This is a genomic window from Actinotalea alkalitolerans (assembly GCF_023369855.1).
In the GTDB taxonomy this organism is placed as follows: domain Bacteria; phylum Actinomycetota; class Actinomycetes; order Actinomycetales; family Cellulomonadaceae; genus Actinotalea.
In genome coordinates, this window is the sequence record NZ_JAMBPP010000014.1 from 75,513 (window position 1) to 95,958 (window position 20,446).

The following is a 20,446-nucleotide window of genomic DNA, read 5'->3' on the forward strand; positions in this document are numbered from 1 at the left end:
CACAGTTCTGCGCGCAACGGCGCACGCAGACACGCAGCACCGAGACGGCACGAACGTCGATGGACGAAACAGGAGTGACGACGTGAACAGAGTGACTCGGGTAGCGGTGCTCGCCACCGCGACGGCCCTGGCCCTTTCGGCCTGTGCGAGTGCACCGGACGACGAGCCGGCAGCCACGACCGCGGACCCTGGTGAGACGGCCGAGGAGACGGTCGACTTCACCGCGTGCATGGTCTCGGACGAGGGCGGCTTCGACGACGCCTCCTTCAACCAGTCCGGCTTCGAGGGCCTGGAGCTCGCCGAGCAGACCCTCGGCATCCAGATCCGCACCGCCGAGTCCGCCGACCCCGGTCAGTACACCGCGAACGTCGACTCGATGGTCCAGGAGGGCTGCGACCTCATCATCGGTGTCGGCTTCGCCCTCGAGGACTCCATCCAGGCGGCCGCCGAGGAGAACCCCGACATGCACTTCGCGCTGGTCGACAGCGCGTTCTCGGCCGAGGACTTCAGCCCGGTCGAGCTCGACAACGCCAAGCCTCTGCTCTTCAACACCCAGGAGGCCGCGTTCCTGGCCGGCTACCTGGCGGCCGGCCAGTCCGAGACGGGCACGGTCGCGACCTTCGGCGGCATGCCCTTCCCGTCGGTCACGATCTTCATGGACGGCTTCGTCGACGGTGTCGCACGGTACAACGAGGACAACGGCACCGACGTCTCGGTGCTCGGCTGGGACAAGGAAGCGCAGAACGGCTCGATGATCGGGAACTTCTCCGACACCGAGGCCGGGCGCACCACGACCGAGCAGTTCATCGCCTCGGGCGCGGACGTCATCCTGCCCGTCGCCGGCCCGGTCGGTGCCGGCTCGCTCAACGCGGCCAGCCAGGCCGACGGCGTCTCGGTCATCTGGGTCGACTCGGACGGCTACCTGCAGGCCTCCAACGAGCAGTACCAGTCGCTCATCCTGACCTCGGTCATCAAGCAGATCGGCAACGCCGTCTACGACACCATCGAGGCTGCGGTCCAGGGCGACTTCAGCTCCGAGCCGTATGTCGGCACGCTGGAGAACAAGGGCGTCGACCTCGCCCCGCTGCACGACTTCGAGAGCCAGGTCGACGCCGAGGTCGTGTCGATGATCGAGGAGCTCCGCGCACAGATCATCGCCGGTGACCTGGTCGTCGACTCGGTCTCGGCCACCCCGACCGACTGACGCGCACCAGCACAGCAGGCACCTCGGTCGTCGACGACCGACCGGTGGCCCGGGACGTGAGAGCGCCCGGGCCACCGGCCTGCCAGAGCCCGACACGTGGTCCCTCGTGTCGCCGGCGGCGAGGCGTCTAGGGTCAGGTCACCGTCATCGTGGGAGGCAAAGAAGCCGTGAAGCTTGAGCTACGGGGTATCACCAAGCGGTTCGGGTCGTTGGTCGCCAACGACAACATCGACCTCACCTTCGAGACCGGCGAGATCCACGCCCTCCTCGGGGAGAACGGGGCCGGCAAGTCGACGATGATGAACGTGCTGTACGGGCTCTACGACCCGGACGGTGGCGAGATCCTCCTCGACGACCAGCCCGTGCGTTTCGCCGGTCCCGGCGACGCGATGGCGGCCGGCATCGGCATGGTCCACCAGCACTTCATGCTCGTACCGGTCTTCACGGTGGCCGAGAACGTCGTGCTCGGCCACGAGCCGACCTCGGCCGTGGGCGGGTTGATCGACCTCACCGAGGCCCGTCGTCGGGTCAAGGAGATCTCTGACCGCTTCGGCTTCCACGTGGACCCGGACGCGCTGGTCGAGGACCTCCCCGTCGGGGTCCAGCAGCGGGTCGAGATCATCAAGGCGCTGAGCCGTGACGCCAAGGTCCTCATCCTGGACGAGCCCACCGCCGTGCTCACCCCCCAGGAGACCGACGAGCTGATCGCGATCATGCGACAGCTCAAGGCCGCCGGCACCGCGATCGTCTTCATCACCCACAAGCTGCGCGAGGTACGCGCCGTCGCGGACCGGATCAGCGTGATCCGGCGCGGCAAGGTCGTGGGGACTGCCTCCCCGCAGGACTCGGCCGCCGACCTCGCGTCGTTGATGGTCGGTCGCTCGGTCAACCTCGGGGTCGACAAGGCCCCCGCCCAGGTCGCCGAGGCGACCTTCCGGGTCGAGCACCTCACGGTCATCGACCCGGTGGGCACCCGGGTCGTGGACGACATCTCCTTCGAGGTGCGTCGCGGGGAGATCCTGGCGATCGCCGGGGTGCAGGGCAACGGCCAGTCCGAGCTCGCCGAGACCATCCTGGGGCTGCTGCGCGCGCGCAGCGGCTCGATCACGCTCGACGGTCAGGAGCTGCTGGGCGGGTCGGTCGACGACGTCCTGCGAGCTGGCGTCGGCTTCGTGCCCGAGGACCGCAGCACCGACGGGCTGATCTCCTCCTTCTCGATCGCGGAGAACCTGATCCTCGACCTGCACGGCGAGCCCCCCTTCGCCCGGGCGGGGTCGCTCAGCCCGGCTCGGGTCGCCGAGAACGCTCGTCTTCGGACCGAGGAGTTCGACGTCCGCCTCACCTCGATCCAGGACCCGGTGAGCACCCTGTCGGGGGGCAACCAGCAGAAGGTCGTGCTGGCCCGCGAGATGTCCCGCCCGCTGCGCCTCCTGGTCGCCTCGCAGCCGACCCGTGGCCTGGACGTGGGTTCGATCGAGTTCGTGCACAAGCGCATCGTGCGGGAGCGCGACGCCGGCACCCCGGTGATCATCGTGTCGACCGAGCTCGACGAGGTGCTCGCCCTGGCCGACCGGATCGCGGTGATGTACCGCGGGAAGATCATCGGCATCGTCCCCGGGGGCACCGACCGTGACGTCCTGGGCCTGATGATGGCCGGCGTCCCGCCGCAGGCCGCCGAGCACCAGGCCGCCGAGCACCACACCCTGCTCGGCGGGTCCGACCCGGCAGCGCCTGCCGACCGCGACGAGGAGATCCCGTGACGACCACCGACACCCTGGTCGCGCCGTCGGCGCCACCACCGGCGGCCGAGGGTGAGCGGCGCAACCTGCTCCAGCAGGTCCTCGACGCCTCCTGGCTGACCATCATCCTGGCGATCCTGATGGCGCTCATCGCGTCGTCCGTGCTGATCGCCGCGGCGAACTCGCAGGTCCAGGCCACAGCCGTGTACCTCTTCGCACGGCCGAGCGACTTCTTCGGCGCCTCCTGGGACGCCATCTTCGGGGCGTACTCCTCGCTGTTCCGTGGTGCGATCTTCGACTACGAGGCGACGACCGCGGTACGCCGGATCCGGCCGATCACCGAGACGATGACCGCCTCGGTGCCCCTGATCTTCGCGGGCCTCGGGCTCGCGGTCGGCTTCCGCTCGGGTCTGTTCAACATCGGCGCCCAGGGGCAGGTCCTGGTGGGGGCGGCCGCCGCCACCTTCGTCGGCATCACGTTCTCGATGCCGGCCGGGGTGCACCTGGTGATCGCCTGCCTCGCCGCGATCGTGGTCGGGGCGCTGTGGGCCGGCATCGCGGGCTTCCTCAAGGCACGGACCGGGGCCAACGAGGTGATCGTCACGATCATGCTCAACTCGATCGCGGTGTACCTGATCTCCTACCTGCTGACCACCCAGCTGCTCGCCCAGGGCGGCACCAGGCCGATCTCGCCCGTGGTGGCCGACACCGCGACCTTCCCGCTGCTGCTCGGCAGCGGGTTCCGCCTGCACGCGGGGTTCATCGTCGCGATCCTCGCGGCGTGGGCGGTCTGGTGGCTGCTGGAGCGCTCGGTCCTCGGCTTCCAGTTCCGCGCCGTGGGTGCCAACCAGAACGCGGCCCGGACGGCCGGCATCCGGGTCAACCTGGTCTTCGTGCTCGTCATGCTCACTGCGGGCGGGCTCGCGGGCATGGGCGGCGCCACGCAGATCCTCGGGACGGACAAGTCGCTGCAGGCCTCGAGCGCAGGGTCGATCGGCTTCGACGCGATCACCGTCGCGCTGCTGGGACGTTCCAGGCCGCTCGGGACGGTGCTCGCGGCCCTGCTGTTCGGGGCGCTGCGTGCGGGTTCCCCGCTCATGCAGACCTCGGCGAACACGCCGATCGACATCGTCCAGGTCATCCAGGCCTCGATCGTGCTGCTGATCGCCGCACCGCCGCTGGTCCGAGAGCTCTCCATCTTCCACCGCATCGCCACCCTGTTCGGCTACTCGATGAAGGGGGCCCGCGCATGAGCACGGTGACCGCACCCCAGCCGCCGTCCGGCTCGTTGCAGACGCCTGACGCCGCGACGATCCAGGCTCGGATCGGTCTGCGCGGACCGATCACCTACATCGGCGTGGGCCTGATCTCGCTGGTGTTCTTCGCGCTGCTCACGCCGGCCGACGACACCACACGGTTCATGGTCGCCAGCAGCCGTGACTACGTGGAGATCTCCCCGTTCGCGGTGCCCTCCCAGGCCACGGCCATGGTCCTCTCGCTGGGTGCGCTCGCGCTCGCGGTCTGGGCCACGGTGCTGACGTTCCAGAGGCGTCGGGTCGCGACCTGGATCCCGATCCTCTTCGGCGGCCTGGTGCTGCTGGCCTTCCTGGTCTGGGTCATGGCGGGCAACAGCAACGCGCTGCCGTTGACCATCCTGCTCACCGGAGCGCTGACGCTCTCGATCCCGCTGATCTTCGGCTCGCTCGCGGGCCTGCTGTGCGAGCGGTCCGGGATCATCAACATCGCGATCGAGGGGCAGCTGCTCGCCGGGGCGTTCCTCGCCGTGGTGGTCGCGAGCCTGACCGGCAACCCCTACGCCGGGCTCATCGCGGCGCCGATCGCCGGTGCGATCGTGGGAGCGGGGCTGGTGCTCTTCGCGGTGCGCTACCGGATCGACCAGATCATCGTCGGCGTCGTGCTGAACGTGCTGGTCATCGGGGTGACGAACTACCTGTTCTCGACGGTCCTCACCCAGAACCCGCAGGCGCTCAACTCCCCGCCGCGGCTGCCCACCCTGCCGATCCCGGTGCTGTCCCAGATCCCGATCCTCGGCCCGGTGCTGTTCAACCACTCGTTCGTGGTCTACCTCATGTACATCGTGGTGGCCGTGCTCCAGGTCATGCTGTTCCGCAGCAGGTGGGGACTGCGGGTGCGCGCCGTGGGCGAGCACCCCAAGGCCGCCGACACCGTGGGCATCAAGGTCAACCTCACCCGGGTGCGGAACACCATCCTGGGTGGTGCGGTGGCGGGCCTGGGTGGTGCAGCGCTCGTCTCGGCCGGGCTGGCGTTCACCAAGGAGCTCACCTCGGGCAAGGGCTTCATCGCGCTCGCGGCGATGATCCTGGGCCGGTGGAGCCCCAAGGGCGCCCTCGCGGCGGCACTGCTCTTCGGCTTCGCCGACTCGCTGCGCCAGGTGCTGAACAACCTCGGGTCTCCCGTGCCGAGCCAGTTCCTGTCGATGCTGCCGTACCTGGCCACCATCTTCGCGGTCGCCGGTCTGGTGGGTCGGGTCCGCCCGCCTGCCGCCGAGGGCATCCCGTACGTCAAGTGATCGAAGGACCGACCATGGCTGAACCGTCAAGCAGCACCACCGACGCCACCGAGATCGACTGGGACGCCCTGCGGGCCGCTGCCCGTGAGGTCATGACCACGGCGTACGCGCCCTACTCCGGCTTCCCGGTGGGCGCCGCCGCGCTGGTCGACGACGGACGCGTCGTGGTCGGCTGCAACGTCGAGAACGCCTCGTACGGCGTGGGGCTGTGCGCCGAGTGCACACTGGTGGGTGCGCTGCACACCTCGGGGGGTGGTCGGTTGGTCGCCTTCGCCTGCGTGGACGGCCACGGGAACGCGCTGATGCCCTGCGGACGCTGCCGTCAGCTGCTGTGGGAGCACGGCGGTGCGCGCCTGCTGGTGGACACCGTCAGCGGGATCAAGCCGATGACGCAGGTGCTGCCTGACGCCTTCGGTCCGGACGACCTCGTCGAGAGAGCCTGAGGGACATGAGCACCACCGAGCAGTTCGACGCCGTCGACGTCATCCGCACCAAGCGTGACCACGGTCGCCTCAGCGACGGGCAGATCGACTGGGTCATCGACGCGTACACGCGCGGCGTGGTGGCCGACGAGCAGATGTCAGCGCTGACGATGGCCATCCTGCTCAACGGGATGGACCGGGGTGAGATCGCCCGGTGGACCGCGGCGATGATCGCGTCGGGGGAGCGCCTCGACTTCTCCGGACTCTCGCGCCCCACCGCGGACAAGCACTCCACGGGAGGGGTCGGGGACAAGATCACCCTGCCGCTGGCCCCCGTGGTGGCCGCCTGCGGGGTGGCGGTCCCGCAGCTGTCCGGCCGGGGTCTGGGGCACACCGGTGGGACGCTGGACAAGCTCGAGTCGATCCCGGGCTGGCGTGCCGCGCTGACCAACGAGGAGATGCTCGCCCAGCTCGAGGACGTCGGGGCGGTCATCTGCCAGGCCGGCTCGGGGCTCGCCCCCGCCGACCGCAAGCTCTACGCGCTGCGCGACGTCACCGGCACGGTCGAGGCGATCCCGCTGATCGCCTCGTCGATCATGAGCAAGAAGATCGCCGAGGGCACCGGGGCCCTGGTGCTCGACGTCAAGGTCGGTACCGGGGCGTTCATGAAGGACGTCGACCAGGCCACCGAGCTCGCCCGGACGATGGTCGCGCTCGGGACCGACGCCGGCGTCCGCACCGTGGCCCTGCTGACGGACATGTCGACACCGCTCGGGCTGACCGCGGGCAACGCGCTCGAGGTACGCGAGTCGGTCGAGGTGCTGGCCGGGGGAGGCCCGGCCGACGTCGTCGAGCTCACGGTGGCCCTCGCCCGCGAGATGCTCGCGGCCTCGGGCGCGGGCAACGGCGTCGATCCCGCCGACGCGCTGGTCGACGGGCGCGCGATGGACGTGTGGCGCCGGATGATCCGCGCCCAGGGCGGCGACCCCGACGCCCCGCTTCCGGTCGCGCGGGAGACCGACGTGATGCTCGCACCGGCCGACGGTGTCGTCGTCCGGCTGGACGCGCTCGCGGTGGGTGTCGCGGCCTGGCGGCTCGGTGCCGGCCGGGCGCGCAAGGAGGACCAGGTGCAGGCAGGGGCGGGGATCGAGCTGCACGCCAAGCCGGGCGCCCTGGTCCGTGCGGGTGAGCCGCTGCTCACGCTGCACTCCGACACGCCCGAGCGCTTCCAGCGGGCGCGCCAGGCGCTCGCCGATGCGGTGACGATCGCCCCCGAGGGCTCCCGTCCACCCGAGCGCCCGCTCGTGATCGACCGCATCGCGGCCGACTGACGCGGCACGGTCGAGCGGGGGCGCGGCCGTGGGCCACCAGCTGACCACCGTCCTGGCGGCCGCGCGACGGCTCGTGCAGCGCGTCGTCCCGCCCGCGGACGAGGTGTCGCCGAGCTGGCCGCCGGGGGACCTGCGCGAGGCGCTCGGATCGGCCCACCTCGAGCGGTGGCGGGCTGACGAGCCGGTGCGGTCGGCGCAGGTCGTCGCATCCCTCGCGGACGACCCGCAGGGGCTCACCGTGCTCCGCCGTGCGCTGGCAGCCGACGTCGGGCCCGACGACGCGTCCGAGCTCCTCGCCACCTGGCGGGACCGACCGCGGCCCACCAGGGCCGCGGTGCTCGACCCGGTCCGGAGCATGGGCACCGCTGCCCGTCAGGGAGATGCGACGACCTGCGGCTCGGCCGTCCTGACGCTGCTCGCCGCGGTCGGCGACCCGTGGCTGGCCCTGTGGCTCGCCGACGGGACGTCCTGCGCCGGGCGGCGTCCGACCGAGCTGTCCGGGGCCACCGGGCACCAGCTCGCGAGCCTCGCGGACGGCCCGCCCGAGCGCCGGTTCGTGGCCGTCCAGCAGGTCGTGCGTCGCCGCACCTCGGCGCGAGGGCTGCTCGTGGCGCCCTGGCCGCCCTCCCTCGGCACCCCTCCGTGGGGCGCTGCCGCCCAGGCGCGGCACCCGGGTGTGCGTTACGGCTCCGTGGTGCTCGACGACACCCGCACCGAGGAGCTGACGGGCGCGCTGGACAGGGTGGCGCTGGCGGTCGACCGCGGCGTCCCGGTGCCGCTGTACGTGGGGGGTGACAGCGCGCAGGGATGGTCACGGGCGGTGCCCAGGCACGTCGTGCTGGCTGTGGGCACGACCGGCGACGGCCTGGTGCTCTGGGAGCCGGCGAGCGGGCGGAGGTTCTCGGTCCCACGGGGCGACCTGCTCGCGCCCACCGGGCCGCGCGCCGCGCTCGGTGGGTGGACGCACCTGGCCTGGGCGGTGCTTCCCACCCTGCGGCCGGCCCGGTGAACCGGGACCGCCCGGTGGCGTCCGAGGGCCAGGCGGACGACGATGGAGGGGACAGGCCGCCACGGCGGCGTCCGCCGACCAGGAGGTGACGCGATGAGCACCGTCCCCGGAGACAGCTCATGGGCAGACGCTGGTCTCGTCCCGCCGGACTCCTCGCAGACGCAGGACCCGAGCCTGACCACGATCCCGGTCGAACCCGAGCACCAGCCGCGTGCTCCTCGCCCCGACCTCCGGGACGAGGCACCCGAGCCCGACGTCGTCGACCAGGCGCTCACCGTGCCGATCGATGACTCGGACGAGGACCGCTGACCGCTGACCGCAGACCGCACGGGACACGTCAGCGCGCCTGACCCGTCCCGTGCCGCGAGGGCCGGGTCGGGCGCCGTGCGCGCCGAGGACGGCCACGACCAGTAGCGTTGGGGTCATGAGCAGAACTGCCGCGCCCTTGACGACCGAGGCCATCGCCGCGTTGCCCAAGGTGGTCCTCCACGACCACCTCGACGGGGGTCTGCGGCCCTCGACCATCCTCGAGCTCGCCGGGCAGGCCGGTCACGAGCTGCCCGCGCACGACCCGCAGAGCCTGGGTGACTGGTTCGTCGAGTCCGCGAGCTCGGGTTCTCTCGAGAGGTACCTCGAGACCTTCGCGCACACCGTCGCGGTGATGCAGACCGCCGACAACCTGCGCCGGGTGGCCCGCGAGTCGGTCGTCGACCTCGCCGCCGACGGTGTCGTGTACGCCGAGCAGCGGTACGCCCCCGAGCAGCACCAGGCCGGCGGGCTCGCCCTGCAGGACGTCGTGGACGCCGTCCAGCAAGGGCTCGAGGAGGGTGTGGCCGAGGCCTCCGCAGCGGGGCACCACATCCGGGTCGGCCAGCTGATCACGGCGATGCGTCACGCCGACCGCAGCCAGGAGATCGCCCACCTGGCGCTCGAGAACCGGGACCGAGGGGTGATCGGGTTCGACATCGCCGGTGCCGAGGCCGGCTTCCCCCCGTCACGGCACAAGCGGGCGTTCCGCACGCTGCGTCAGGAGAGCTTCCCGGTCACGGTGCACGCGGGCGAGGCGGCCGGCGTGGAGTCGATCGCCGAGGCCCTGCACATCGGTGGCGCGCTGCGCATCGGCCACGGTGTCCGCCTGGTCGAGGACCTCACCTTCGGTGAGCCCACCCCGCAGGACCCGGGCGGCCTCGAGCACGTGCGGCTGGGCCGCGTGGCCCACTGGGTGCGTGACCAGCAGGTGCCCCTCGAGCTGTGCCCCTCGTCGAACGTCCAGACCGGGGCCGCGGTCTCGGTGGCCGAGCACCCGATCACGATGCTCGCCCAGCTCGGCTTCGCGGTCACGGTCAACACGGACAACCGGCTCATGTCGGGGACGTCTATGACCCAGGAGATGAGCCGACTGGTCACCGAGGCCGGCTGGGGGCTCGCCGAGCTGAGGGACGCGACGCTCACGGCCGCCTGGAACGGCTTCATCCACCACGACGAGCGCCAGGACCTCGTCGAGGACGTCATCATCCCCGGCTTCACCGAGTCCGCGAACGGACGGCACCGCGCATGAGCACCCCCACCACCCCCTCCCAGGCCGCGCCTGATCGTGCGGCCGTCGCCCAGATGGTCGACCACACCCTGCTCAAGGCCGAGGTGACCCGTGGCGACGTCCGGGCGCTGATCGCCGAGGCCCAGCAGCTCGGGGTGTACTCGATCTGCGTGTCGCCCTCGATGCTCCCGGTCGACGCGGGCGCCGTGCTTGTCGCCACCGTCTGCGGCTTCCCCTCGGGCAAGCACCACAGCGAGGTCAAGGCCGCCGAGGCGGCACGAGCCGTGGCGGACGGCGCGCACGAGGTCGACATGGTGATCGACATCGGTTCGGCGAAGGCCGGTGAGTGGTCCGCGGTCCAGGCCGACATCTCGACGGTGCGGGCTGCGGCTCCGGCCCCCACGGTTCTCAAGGTGATCATCGAGTCGGCCGCGCTCACCGATGAGGAGATCGTCGGCGCATGCCGGGCCGCCGAGGCGGCAGGTGCTGACTTCGTCAAGACCTCGACGGGTTTCCACCCGGCCGGCGGGGCCACCGCACACGCCGTCGCGCTGATGTCCCGGACGGTCGGGGGCAGGCTCGGGGTCAAGGCGTCCGGGGGCATCCGCACCGGCGCCGCTGCGCGGGAGATGATCGCCGCCGGCGCGACCCGGCTGGGCCTGTCCGGGACGGCCGCGGTGCTCGACGGCCTGGACCAGCAGCCACCGGCCGAGGACGGGGCCGGGGCCGCCGACCAGGGCTACTGACGGTCAGATCCCCAGCACCAGGGCGAGGTCCGCACGGACGGCGTCGAGCCGGTCGCGTGCGGTCCGTCGTGCCGTGCCCACGGCATCGTGGTCGCCCGGTGTGACGGGGACGATCACCTCGAGGTAGCACTTGACCTTGGGCTCGGTGCCGCTGGGCCGGACGACCACCCGGGTCCCGTCGGCCGAGATCAGCCGGAGCCCGTCGGTCGCCGGAAGGCCCTCGGGGCCGTCGACGCTGCCCTGGGCGAGGTCGGTGAGCTCGACCACGGGCGAGCCCGCCAGGGTCGCCGGGGGCTCGGCCCGGACCCGTGCCATGGTCGCCGGGATCTGGTCGAGGTCGGCGAACCTGGCCGAGAGCTGGTCGGTGAGGTGCAGGCCGTGCTCGAGCGCCAGGTCGTCGAGCAGGTCGAGCAGGGTGCGCCCCTCGGCGTGGGTCCTGGCGGCGAGCTGTGCGAGCAGCAGGGCCGCGCTCAGCCCGTCCTTGTCCCGCACCCGGAGCGGGTCGACGCAGTAGCCCAGAGCCTCCTCGTAGCCGAAGGCGAGCCCCTCGACCCTCGAGATCCACTTGAACCCGGTCAGCGTCGAGCGGTGGGTGAGCCCGTGGGCCGCGGCGATCCGGGCCAGCAGGCGCGAGGAGACGATCGACGAGGCCAGCACGCCGGCATGACCCTGCGGTGACGAGCCGGCCGGCGTGGCCCGTCGGGCCACGTACTCGCCGAGCAGCGCACCCACCTCGTCGCCGTGCAGCATGCGCCATCCGTCGGCGACGGCGGTCGTCGGACCCGAGGGCGCCCCGGCGACGGCCGCCCGAGGGTCCCGGACCGCGGCCGCGCACCGGTCGGCGTCAGGGTCGTTGGCCAGGACGAGGTCGGCCCCGACCTCACGGGCCAGTGCGAGGGCCAGGTCGATCGCCCCGGGCTCCTCGGGGTTCGGGAAGGCGACCGTGGGGAAGCGCGGGTCGGGAACGGCCTGCTCGGGCACCACGTGCAGGTCGGTGAAGCCCGCACCACGCAGCACGCGCTCGAAGGTCGAACCGCCCACGCCGTGCAACGGTGTGTAGACGATCCGCAGGTCCCGCGGGCCGGGCTCCTCGAGAGCTGCTACCGAGGCGAGGTAGGCCTCGAGGACCTCCTGACCCAGAAGGGTCCAGCCCCCCGAGGTGCGCGGCACCGAGGCGACCGATACCACCCGGGCGATGTGCGCGGCGATGGCCGCGTCGTACGGGGTGACGATCTGCGCGCCCTGACCGCTGTCGGTCACCACCCGACCGCCCAGGTAGACCTTGTAGCCGTTGTCCTCGGGCGGGTTGTGGCTCGCGGTGACCATGACCCCGGCGTCGGCGCCCAGGTGTCGCACGGCGAAGGCGAGCACCGGTGTGGGCAGCGGCGACGGCAGCAGCAGGGCGTGCCCGCCGGCGCCCGTGACCACCGCTGCGGTGTCCCGCGCGAAGACCTCGGAGTTGAACCGTGCGTCGTAGCCGATGACGACCCGCGGTCCCTCACCGTCGACCCGGTCGCCGGGCTCCGCAGGCAGGTCGAGGGCCTCACGCAGGTACCGGACCAGACCCGCGGCGGCGCGGATCACCACGGCACGGTTCATCCGGTGGGGGCCGCCTCCCAGGGCGCCGCGCAGACCCGCGGTGCCGAACTCGAGCGTCCCGCTGAACCGGTCGGCGAGCTCGGCCCTGGCGGCGTCCTGCAGCGGCGGGTCGTCGGGCTCCTCCTGCAGGGCGAGCTCGAGCATCGCGGCGAGGTGCCGCGAGGTGACCTGGTCCGGGTCGTCGTCGATCCAGGTCTGCACGGCGGTGACCAGCGTCGAGGGCAGCGGCGCACTCATCTCAGATCCGTCCCACGATCGCGGCCAGCAGCGCACCGATCCGCGGTGCGGCGGCCTCTCCGGCCTCGATCACCTCGCCGTGCGAGAGCGGGACCGGGCTGATGCCCGCGGCGAGGTTGGTCACCAGCGAGATCCCCAGCACCTCCAGGCCGGCGTGCCGGGCAGCGATGGCCTCGAGGGTCGTGGACATCCCGACGAGGTCGGCACCCATCCGCCCGGCCATGGTCACCTCGGCCGGGGTCTCGTAGTGCGGGCCGCGGAACTGTGCGTAGACCCCCTCGGCGAGCGAGGCGTCGACCTGGTGCGCGACGTCGCGCAGGCGCTGGGTGTACAGGTCGGTCAGGTCCACGAAGGTCGCACCCTCGAGCGGCGAGGTGGCGGTGAGGTTGAGATGGTCGCGGATGAGCACCGGGGTGCCCGGCGCCCAGTCCGGGTCGAGCCCGCCGCAGCCGTTGGTCAGGACCACGGCACGTGCTCCTGCGGCGGCGGCGGTACGGACCCCGTGCACCACCCGACGCACGCCCTTGCCCTCGTAGAGGTGGGTGCGTGAGCCGAGCACCAGGGCGTGCCGGTCGGTGCCGGTGAGCCGGATCGACCGGGTGGTCGCCACGTGGCCCACGACCGCGGGTGCGCTGAAGCCGGGGATCTCGTGACTGGGGATCTCGGCGACCGTCTCGCCCAGCAGGTCGGCTGCGCCGCCCCACCCGGAGCCGAGGACGAGTGCGACGTCGTGGGTGGGGACACCGGTGGCCCGCGCGATGTGTGCGGCGGCCTCCCGGGCGACGGCGAACGGGTCTGTCGTGGGGTCGTCGATGGCCCCTGCTGCGATGTCGTGGCTCATGGGACGCCACGTTATCGCCCGGGGGGTGGGACCGGGCCACGCAGCCGGCGCACGCGCCGCCCGACCGGACCCGCGGCACAATGGCCGGGTGACGTCGACCACCCCCGGAATGACCGCACCCCGTCCGACGCCCTCCGCCGAGGAGCCCGAGCCCCGGCCCGCGACCCACGTGGTGGTCGTGGGAGGAGGCCCCGGCGGCTACGAGGCGGCCCTGGTCGCCCGGCGGTCGGGTGCCCGGGTGACGCTGGTCGAGCGCACCGGGCTGGGCGGTGCCGCCGTGCTGACCGACGCCGTCCCGTCCAAGACGCTCATCGCGACGGCCGAGTGGATGACGATCGCCGACCGTGCGCCCGAGCTCGGCATCCGGACCGCAGGCTTCCCGATGGACGGACCCGCGCACCGCCACCAGGTGGACTTCACCAAGGTCAACGAGCGGGTGCTGGAGCTCGCGCACGCCCAGTCGGTCGACATCCGCGCACGGCTCGAGAACGAGGGGGTGACCGTCCTGGTCGGCACGGGGCGCCTCGAGGGCACCGAGCGCGTGGTCGTCGAGCCTCACGTGCGCGCGGAGCCCGACACGGCCGACCCGCACGAGGACCCCGCTGCCGTCACCGAGCCGGTGACCCTCCAGGCGGACATCATCCTGATCGCGACCGGGGCCACCCCACGGGTGCTCCCCGAGGCCCAGCCGGACGGCGAGCGGATCCTGACCTGGACGCAGGTCTACGGGCTCACCGAGCTCCCGACCCGGCTGGTGGTGGTCGGCTCCGGGGTGACGGGTGCGGAGTTCGCGGGGGCCTACACGTCGCTGGGGGTCGACGTCGTGCTGGTGTCCTCCCGGGACCACGTGCTCCCGGGAGAGGACGACGACGCCGCGGAGGTCATCGAGGAGGTCTTCCGCGACCGGGGGATGACCGTCCTGTCGCAGACCCGGGCCGAGGCCGTGACCCGCACGCACGACGGTGTGGAGGTGCGGCTGGCCGACGGCCGGGTGGTCACCGGCTCGCACTGCCTGCTGGCCGTGGGCTCGGTCCCCTCGACCGGGGGGCTCGGTCTCGAGCAGGCCGGGGTGCGGCTGACCCCGCGTGGTCATGTCGAGGTGGACCGGGTCTCACGGACCAGCGCCCGCGGTGTGTACGCCGCGGGGGACTGCACGGGTGTCCTGCCCCTGGCCTCGGTCGCGGCGATGCAGGGTCGGATCGCGATGGCCCATGCGCTGGGCGATGCGGTGCTGCCGCTGGACCTGACCACCGTCGCGGCGAACATCTTCACGGCACCGGAGATCGCGACCGTGGGCAGGTCGCAGAAGGAGCTCGAGGAGTCCGGGGTGCGGTTCGTCACCGCGAGCCTGGACCTGGCCCGCAACCCGAGGGCCAAGATGCTGGGCATCCGGGACGGGTTCGTCAAGATCTTCGCGCACGCGGCCACCGGGACGGTGCTCGGCGGTGTCGTGGTCGCCCCGCGGGCCGGGGAGCTGATCTTCCCGCTGACGCTCGCCGTGGCGCACAAGCTCACGACCGACGACGTCGCCCAGTCCTTCACGGTCTACCCCTCGCTGTCGGGGTCGGTGGCCGAGGTCGCACGGATCCTGCACCAGCGGGAGGACTGACCCGCAAAGGGCGGTCCTCAGCCCGGGGGTGCGGAGGGCTCGAGCCGGAGCAGCACGCTGAGCGGCAGGTGGTCCGAGGAGTGCGCGTCGTCGAGCACGAGGGCCTCCTCGACGACCACGCCACGGGTCAGGACCCAGTCGATCCGGTACCGGGGGTCCAGGCTCGGGCTGGTCAGCGCGTCGGGGTCGCCCGCGGTGTCCTGGGCGCTGGTGAGGCCCGCGCCCAGGAGGGCGTCGATCTCGGGCCAGCCGGGCTCGGCGTTGAGGTCACCGGCGATCACCGCGACCGGGGTGTCGCCCTCGGCGGCCAGGAGTGTCCTGATCTGGGCGAGCCGGGTCGGGGTGCTGGTCTCGCGGTGCTGGAGGTGCACCGAGGTGACCCGCAGCACCCCGTCGGGCAGCAGGACGTCGGCCGAGAGCGCCGACCTGTTCTGGGGCCCCACGCCGTAGGGCAGGGCCAGCACGCTCACGTCCTGCACCGGCAGTGCGGTGAGGATCGCGTTGCCGAACTGGCGGTCGGCGGCCGGTGCGAAGTGCATCCGCATGCCGAGCCGGTTCGCCAGCCAGGTCGCGGTGTCCGACCCCGCGCCCATGACCCAGCCGCGGGAGACCTCCTGGAGGGTGATCACCGTGGGCTCCTGCTCCTCGAGGGTGCGCGCGATCGCCTCGAGGTCCACACCCCCTGTCCCGTCGACGCCGTAGTGCAGGTTCCACGAGACCAGCCGGATGTCGGTCGGGACGTCGAGCGCCGCCCGGGCCACGGCACGTGAGGTGCTCAGTGCGCCACCCACGGTGAGGGCCGATCCCGCGACGACCAGCGCCGTGGCGCCGATCAGCAACCAGCCCACCCCCGGTTGCGTGGCACGGCCGGTGGCGACACCGCGATGCAGCGCGGCCGCCCCGAGCAGCGCAGCGGTGGCCACGAGGGTCAGGACGTTGGGGAACCCCAACGGGAGGTCGTAGTCGAGCTGGAAGACCAGCAGCGGCAGGATCGTCCCGAGGCCGACGAGGCACGCGCTCCCGGCGACCCTGACGGGCACGGTGGCACCCGCCGGCGGACCGGTGGTCGTGGTCGCCCGGACCCGTGGTTCGAGGGCCAGGGCGAGGGCGGCGGCGGCCAGCACCTGGGCGAGGACCAGCAGGACGAGCACGAGCGGTCCGGTCGTCCACATCACCCCGGCGACGGCTCCGGCGAGCAGCAGAGGCACCAGGACGGTGACCGGCGCTCGACCTCCCCACCCCGACGGCAACCCGAGGGCGGCGACCCACCCGGAGAGCAGCAGCCCACCGGCCGCCACCGGCCCGGCCACGGCGAGGGTGAGGCCGGACTGCGAGGCGGCGAAGGCCGGGTTCGCCAGCATCATGGCGGCCAGTGCCAGGGTCGGTCCGAGCGCCCACAGCCGCGCCGGTCGCATCGAGGGCGGGGTACCGGGGTCGCGGGCGGCGAGCAGGCCGGCCAGGACCAGGGCGACGGCGAGCGCGGTCGCGATGCCCCAGCCCACCACACCTGGCCGCCAGTACGCGTCCCAGGTGCCCAGGGAGAGCTGCAGGCCGGTCGCGGCAGCCGCGCCGGTGACCATTGCGCCCGCCACGGCACGACCACCCCCCGGGCGTCCGGCGAGCACCGCGACGGTCACGGTCAGCACGGCGATCGCCAGGGCGACGGTGGACAGGCCCACGGCGAACCGCGCTCCGGCCTCCACGCCCTGCACGGCGAGCCGGGCGGCCGCCAGGGCGATCGCGCCCGCGGCCACCGGGAGCCGGACCCCCCGGCGGCGGGCCGGCGCGAGCAGCAGGACCGCGAGCACACCGGGCATGAGGTAGGTGGCGAGCGCCGCGACGGCCGCGACCTCGACCCCGAGGGCGAAGGCCATGTCGAGCAGCGGCCCGCTGGATCGGACCAGCTCCAGGGTCACCAGGGTCAGCAGGGCGACGAGGGTGGTCAGGGCGCGCGGGACCCGCTGCCCCGCGCGAGCCGTCCCTGCGCCGGTCATGAGGACGGCTCGTCGGTGCGACCGTCGATGCGCGCGCGCAGCGAGGGCCAGGCGTCGGCGAAGGCACCCAGCAGGGGCCTGTCGTCGACCTCGGCCACCCGCACCCAGCTGATCGCCAGGCTCTCGGGGTCGGTCGGCCGCGGCCGCTGCCGCCCGGTCGAGCGGGCCAGGACGGTCGTGTAGCTCCACGGCCCGTGGTCCAGGGCGTGGGTAGAGAGCACCGCCAGCGCGCCCGGGTCGATGCCGGCCTCCTCGTGGGCCTCGCGCAGGGCACCCTGGACCGGGCTCTCACCCGGGGCGAGGGCCCCGCCGGGAAGCCCCCAGGTGCCCCCCTGGTCGCTCCACAGGGCACGGTGCTGCAGCACGACGTCGGTGGCGCGGCCCTGGTGGTCCGCGCGGAACAGCAGCAGCCCGGCGGCACCGTGCAGCCCCCAGTGCCGACGCCCGCAGGTGCACTCGACCCAGCCGTCGCCCGGCTGCGGGTGCAGGCCGGACGGCCGAGGAGGCATCCGGGTCAGCCGACGATGTCGCAGATCGCCGTCCCGGCGCTGACGCTCGCGCCCACGCCGGCGGACAGGCCCTGGACGATCCCGGAGCGGTGCGCCACGAGCGGCTGCTCCATCTTCATCGCCTCGAGAACCACCACCAGGTCACCCTCGGACACCTGTGCGCCCTCGGTCACCGCGACCTTGACGATCGTGCCCTGCATGGGTGAGCTCAGGGTGGTCCCGTTCGCGGGGCCGGCGAGTGTGCGCGCACCGGTGCGACGCGGGCGCAGCGGACGGTTGCCACCACGGCCGCGACCGCCGCCCAGGCCGGCCAGCCCGCCCAGACCACCTGGCAGCACCACCTCGATGCGCTTGCCGCCGACCTCGACCACGACCCGTTCGGTCGAGGGCTCGTCGTCCTGCTCGGGCTCGCTCTGGACGGGGGCTCCGTCCTCGCGCAGCGAGGGCAGCCGGTCGGCGAACTCCGTCTCGATCCAGCGGGTGTGCACGGTGAAGGGCTGCTCGGGGTCGGCCGGGGCGAAGGCCGGCTCGTCCAGGACCGCACGGTGGAACGGGACCACCGTGGGGATCCCGCGGATCTCGAGCTCGGCCAGTGCGCGCCGGGCCCGCTCGATGGCCTGGGTGCGTGTGGCGCCCGTCACGATGAGCTTGGCGACCATCGAGTCGAACGCCCCCGAGACGCTGTCGCCCTCGATCACGCCGCTGTCGACCCGGACACCCGGACCGCCTGGCAGGCGCAGGTGGTGGATGCGCCCCGGTGCAGGCAGGAAGCCCGCTGACGGGTCCTCGCCGTTGATCCGGAACTCGATCGAGTGGCCGCGCACCGCGACCTGGTCGTAGCCCAGCGGCTCACCTGCCGCGATCCGCAGCTGCTCGCGGACCAGGTCGATGCCGGTGACCTCCTCGGTCACCGGGTGCTCGACCTGGAGGCGGGTGTTGACCTCGAGGAAGGACACGGTGCCGTCCACCGCGACGAGGAACTCGCAGGTGCCCGCCCCCACGTACCCGGCCTCGCGCAGGATGGCGATCGACGAGTCGCGCAGCAGCTTCTCCTGCGCGGCACTCAGGAAGGGGGCAGGAGCCTCCTCGACCAGCTTCTGGTGGCGTCGCTGCAACGAGCAGTCACGGGTCGAGACCACCACGACCGTGCCGTGGGAGTCGGCCAGGCACTGGGTCTCCACGTGCCGGGGTGAGTCCAGGAAGCGTTCGACGAAGCACTCCCCGCGTCCGAAGGCCGCGGTGGCCTCGCGCACGGCCGAGTCGAACATCTCGTCGATCTCCTCGACGGTCCGGGCGACCTTGAGGCCGCGCCCGCCACCGCCGAAGGCCGCCTTGATCGCGATCGGCAGCCCGTGCACGGCCGCGAAGTCATGGACCTCGCTCACGTCGGCCACGGGGTCGGAGGTCCCGGCCACCAGGGGCGCCCCGGCTCGCTGGGCGATGTGACGGGCACTCACCTTGTCGCCGAGCGCGTCGATCGCCGCGGGTGACGGGCCGATCCAGGTCAGGCCCGCCTCGATGACCGCTCGGGCGAACCCGGCGTTCTCGGCCAGGAAGCCGTAGCCCGGGTGGACCGCGTCGGCTCCCGAGCGTCGTGCGACCTCGAGCAGCTTGCCGATGTCGAGATAGGTCTCGGCCGCGCGGGCGCCGCCCAGGGCGAAGGCCTCGTCGGCGAGCCGGACGTGCAGGGACTCGCGGTCGGGGTCGGCGTAGACCGCGACGCTCGCCACCCGGGCGTCGGCGCAGGCTCGGGCGATGCGGACGGCGATCTCACCGCGGTTGGCGATGAGGACCTTGCGGATGTCGGGCACGGCTCACCGTAACGTCACGGGCGCCCGGCGTTCACGCCGGGACCACGCCCGGACGACAATTCGCCGAACCCGCCAAGCGGTGCCCCTGACCTTTGTGCCCGATCACCAGTCGCGGGGCTCGCCGTGCCTGCGAGCATCGCCCGCGCCGACCCGACCCGGGTCGCCGGGCCTCAGCGCCACAGGTCGGGGACCGTCAGCCCGATCTCACCGAGCAGGGCCCGCAGCACCGGAAGGCTCAGGCCGACGACGCCGTGGTGGTCGCCCTCGATGCCCTCGATGAACGCCCCGCCCAGGCCGTCGACGGTGAACGCCCCGGCGACCGCGAGCGGCTCACCGGTCGCCACGTAGGCGTCGATCTCCCCGTCGGAGAGGTCGCCGAAGTGCACCGTGGTCGAGGAGGTGGTCCCGAGGGTGCCACCGGTGCCCGCGCCGCCCTCGGCGACCACCGGTCGGGCGTCGACCAACCAGTGCCCCGTGTGCAGGACGCCGGAGCGGCCGCGCATCTGGCGCCACCGCGCGACGGCGTCCTCGGCGTCCCGGGGCTTGCCCAGCGCGATGCCGTCCAGGTCGAGCAGGGAGTCGCAGCCCAGCACCAGGACGTCCTCGGGCACGTCCAGGGTCTCGAGACGGTCGACGACCGCCTGGGCCTTGGCCTGCGCGAGCAGCAGCACGGCGTCGACCGGGGCGAGCACCCCGAACCGCTGCGTGGCCGCGGCCAGCACAGCGTCCTCGTCGACCCCCGAGACCTGCACGAGAGCGTCGATGCCGACCCGACCCAGGGTCGTCAGGCGGGCGGGGGAGGCGGAGGCGAGCAGCAGCGAGGTCACCGCGGCAGGGTAGCCGCCGCGCGTGCACGTGACCTCCCGGGCCCGGCGCGGAGGCCGCTCAGTCTCCGGCAAGGGCCTCACGCAGCACGTCGAGTCCGACCGACCCCAGACCCAGCGCGTGCGCGTGGAAGGCCGTCAGGTCGTGCTCCTCGCCCCGGGCCTGCGCTGCGGCGGCCGAGGCGTCGCGCGCTGCCTCCCACAACCGCTGCCCGACCTTGTACGCCGGAGCCTGACCGGGCCATCCCAGGTAGCGGTCGAGCTCGAACCTCAGGAAGTCCTCGTCCATCGCCACGTTGGCCAGCAGGAACTCCCAGGCGGTGTCGGCGTCCCAGACGCCTCCGCCCCACCGCTGCGGACGCGGCAGGCCCAGGTGCACCCCGATGTCGAGCACCACCCGGGCGGTGCGCAGCCGCTGCCCGTCGAGCATGCCGAGCCGGTCACCCGGGTCGTCGAGGAAGCCGAGGTCGGCCATGAGCCGTT

General features: G+C 72.9%; 18 protein-coding genes. 11 read left to right on the top strand and 7 right to left on the bottom strand.

The window, feature by feature from the left end:
• Positions 1-82 precede the first annotated feature (82 nt).
• The 10 genes from M1R94_RS16555 (at position 83) to deoC (ending at position 10,539) form a co-directional block, all read left to right on the top strand.
• The gene (locus tag M1R94_RS16555; RefSeq protein WP_249382816.1) at positions 83-1,204 is read left to right on the top strand and encodes a BMP family lipoprotein; all 1,122 of its coding nucleotides are present in this window, start codon (positions 83-85) and stop codon (positions 1,202-1,204) included.
• A gap of 167 nt (positions 1,205-1,371) precedes the next feature.
• Positions 1,372-2,964 (top strand): ABC transporter ATP-binding protein, encoded by a 1,593-nt coding sequence (locus M1R94_RS16560; protein WP_249382817.1) that lies wholly within the window; start codon positions 1,372-1,374, stop codon positions 2,962-2,964.
• Positions 2,961-4,196, top strand: coding sequence for an ABC transporter permease (locus M1R94_RS16565; protein ID WP_249382818.1), 1,236 nt, complete (start codon positions 2,961-2,963; stop codon positions 4,194-4,196). The genes M1R94_RS16560 and M1R94_RS16565 overlap by 4 nt, the downstream gene beginning before the upstream one ends.
• On the top strand, positions 4,193-5,494 hold the full coding sequence (locus tag M1R94_RS16570) for an ABC transporter permease (protein ID WP_249382819.1): 1,302 nt from the start codon (positions 4,193-4,195) through the stop codon (positions 5,492-5,494). The genes M1R94_RS16565 and M1R94_RS16570 overlap by 4 nt, the downstream gene beginning before the upstream one ends.
• A 14-nt stretch (positions 5,495-5,508) precedes the next feature.
• The gene (locus M1R94_RS16575; protein ID WP_249382820.1) at positions 5,509-5,937 is read left to right on the top strand and encodes a cytidine deaminase; all 429 of its coding nucleotides are present in this window, start codon (positions 5,509-5,511) and stop codon (positions 5,935-5,937) included.
• A gap of 5 nt (positions 5,938-5,942) precedes the next feature.
• Positions 5,943-7,247: a thymidine phosphorylase gene (locus M1R94_RS16580; RefSeq protein ID WP_249382821.1), complete on the top strand. Its 1,305-nt coding sequence runs from the start codon at positions 5,943-5,945 to the stop codon at positions 7,245-7,247.
• A gap of 28 nt (positions 7,248-7,275) precedes the next feature.
• Entirely contained in the window at positions 7,276-8,256 is a 981-nt protein-coding gene (locus M1R94_RS16585) for a hypothetical protein (RefSeq protein WP_249382822.1), read from the top strand.
• A 93-nt stretch (positions 8,257-8,349) separates the two neighbouring features.
• Positions 8,350-8,565: a hypothetical protein gene (locus M1R94_RS16590; protein WP_249382823.1), complete on the top strand. Its 216-nt coding sequence runs from the start codon at positions 8,350-8,352 to the stop codon at positions 8,563-8,565.
• A gap of 115 nt (positions 8,566-8,680) precedes the next feature.
• On the top strand, positions 8,681-9,814 hold the full coding sequence (locus M1R94_RS16595; protein ID WP_249382824.1) for an adenosine deaminase: 1,134 nt from the start codon (positions 8,681-8,683) through the stop codon (positions 9,812-9,814).
• A complete protein-coding gene (deoC, locus tag M1R94_RS16600; RefSeq protein ID WP_249382825.1) occupies positions 9,811-10,539 on the top strand; it encodes a deoxyribose-phosphate aldolase in 729 nt (242 codons plus the stop codon). Before M1R94_RS16595 ends, deoC begins: the two co-directional genes overlap by 4 nt.
• A gap of 3 nt (positions 10,540-10,542) precedes the next feature.
• On the opposite strand, the gene M1R94_RS16605 is transcribed toward deoC, so the two are convergent.
• Entirely contained in the window at positions 10,543-12,375 is a 1,833-nt protein-coding gene (locus M1R94_RS16605) for a phospho-sugar mutase (protein ID WP_249382826.1), read from the bottom strand.
• Position 12,376: 1 nt separating this feature from the next.
• Positions 12,377-13,216: a purine-nucleoside phosphorylase gene (locus M1R94_RS16610; protein WP_249382827.1), complete on the bottom strand. Its 840-nt coding sequence runs from the start codon at positions 13,214-13,216 to the stop codon at positions 12,377-12,379.
• Positions 13,217-13,325: 109 nt separating this feature from the next.
• Here M1R94_RS16610 and M1R94_RS16615 point away from each other — a divergent pair, with 109 nt between their 5' ends.
• Positions 13,326-14,825 (top strand): NAD(P)H-quinone dehydrogenase, encoded by a 1,500-nt coding sequence (locus M1R94_RS16615; RefSeq protein WP_249382847.1) that lies wholly within the window; start codon positions 13,326-13,328, stop codon positions 14,823-14,825.
• Between the two features lie 17 nt (positions 14,826-14,842).
• On the opposite strand, the gene M1R94_RS16620 is transcribed toward M1R94_RS16615, so the two are convergent.
• The 5 genes from M1R94_RS16620 to M1R94_RS16640 all read right to left on the bottom strand — a co-directional run.
• Positions 14,843-16,819 carry an endonuclease/exonuclease/phosphatase family protein gene (locus M1R94_RS16620; protein WP_249382828.1) on the bottom strand — a complete coding sequence of 659 codons (1,977 nt, stop codon included), beginning with the start codon at positions 16,817-16,819 and terminating at the stop codon, positions 14,843-14,845.
• Complete coding sequence (locus tag M1R94_RS16625; RefSeq protein WP_249382829.1) at positions 16,816-17,328, bottom strand: NUDIX hydrolase; 513 nt, start codon at positions 17,326-17,328, stop codon at positions 16,816-16,818. Before M1R94_RS16625 ends, M1R94_RS16620 begins: the two co-directional genes overlap by 4 nt.
• Before the next feature lie 5 nt (positions 17,329-17,333).
• Entirely contained in the window at positions 17,334-19,139 is a 1,806-nt protein-coding gene (locus M1R94_RS16630; RefSeq protein WP_249382830.1) for an acetyl/propionyl/methylcrotonyl-CoA carboxylase subunit alpha, read from the bottom strand.
• A gap of 170 nt (positions 19,140-19,309) precedes the next feature.
• Positions 19,310-19,966: a Maf family protein gene (locus M1R94_RS16635; RefSeq protein WP_249382831.1), complete on the bottom strand. Its 657-nt coding sequence runs from the start codon at positions 19,964-19,966 to the stop codon at positions 19,310-19,312.
• A 58-nt stretch (positions 19,967-20,024) separates the two neighbouring features.
• On the bottom strand, positions 20,025-20,446 hold a 422-nt coding region (locus M1R94_RS16640; protein WP_249382832.1), incomplete at its 5' end, for a DUF885 family protein.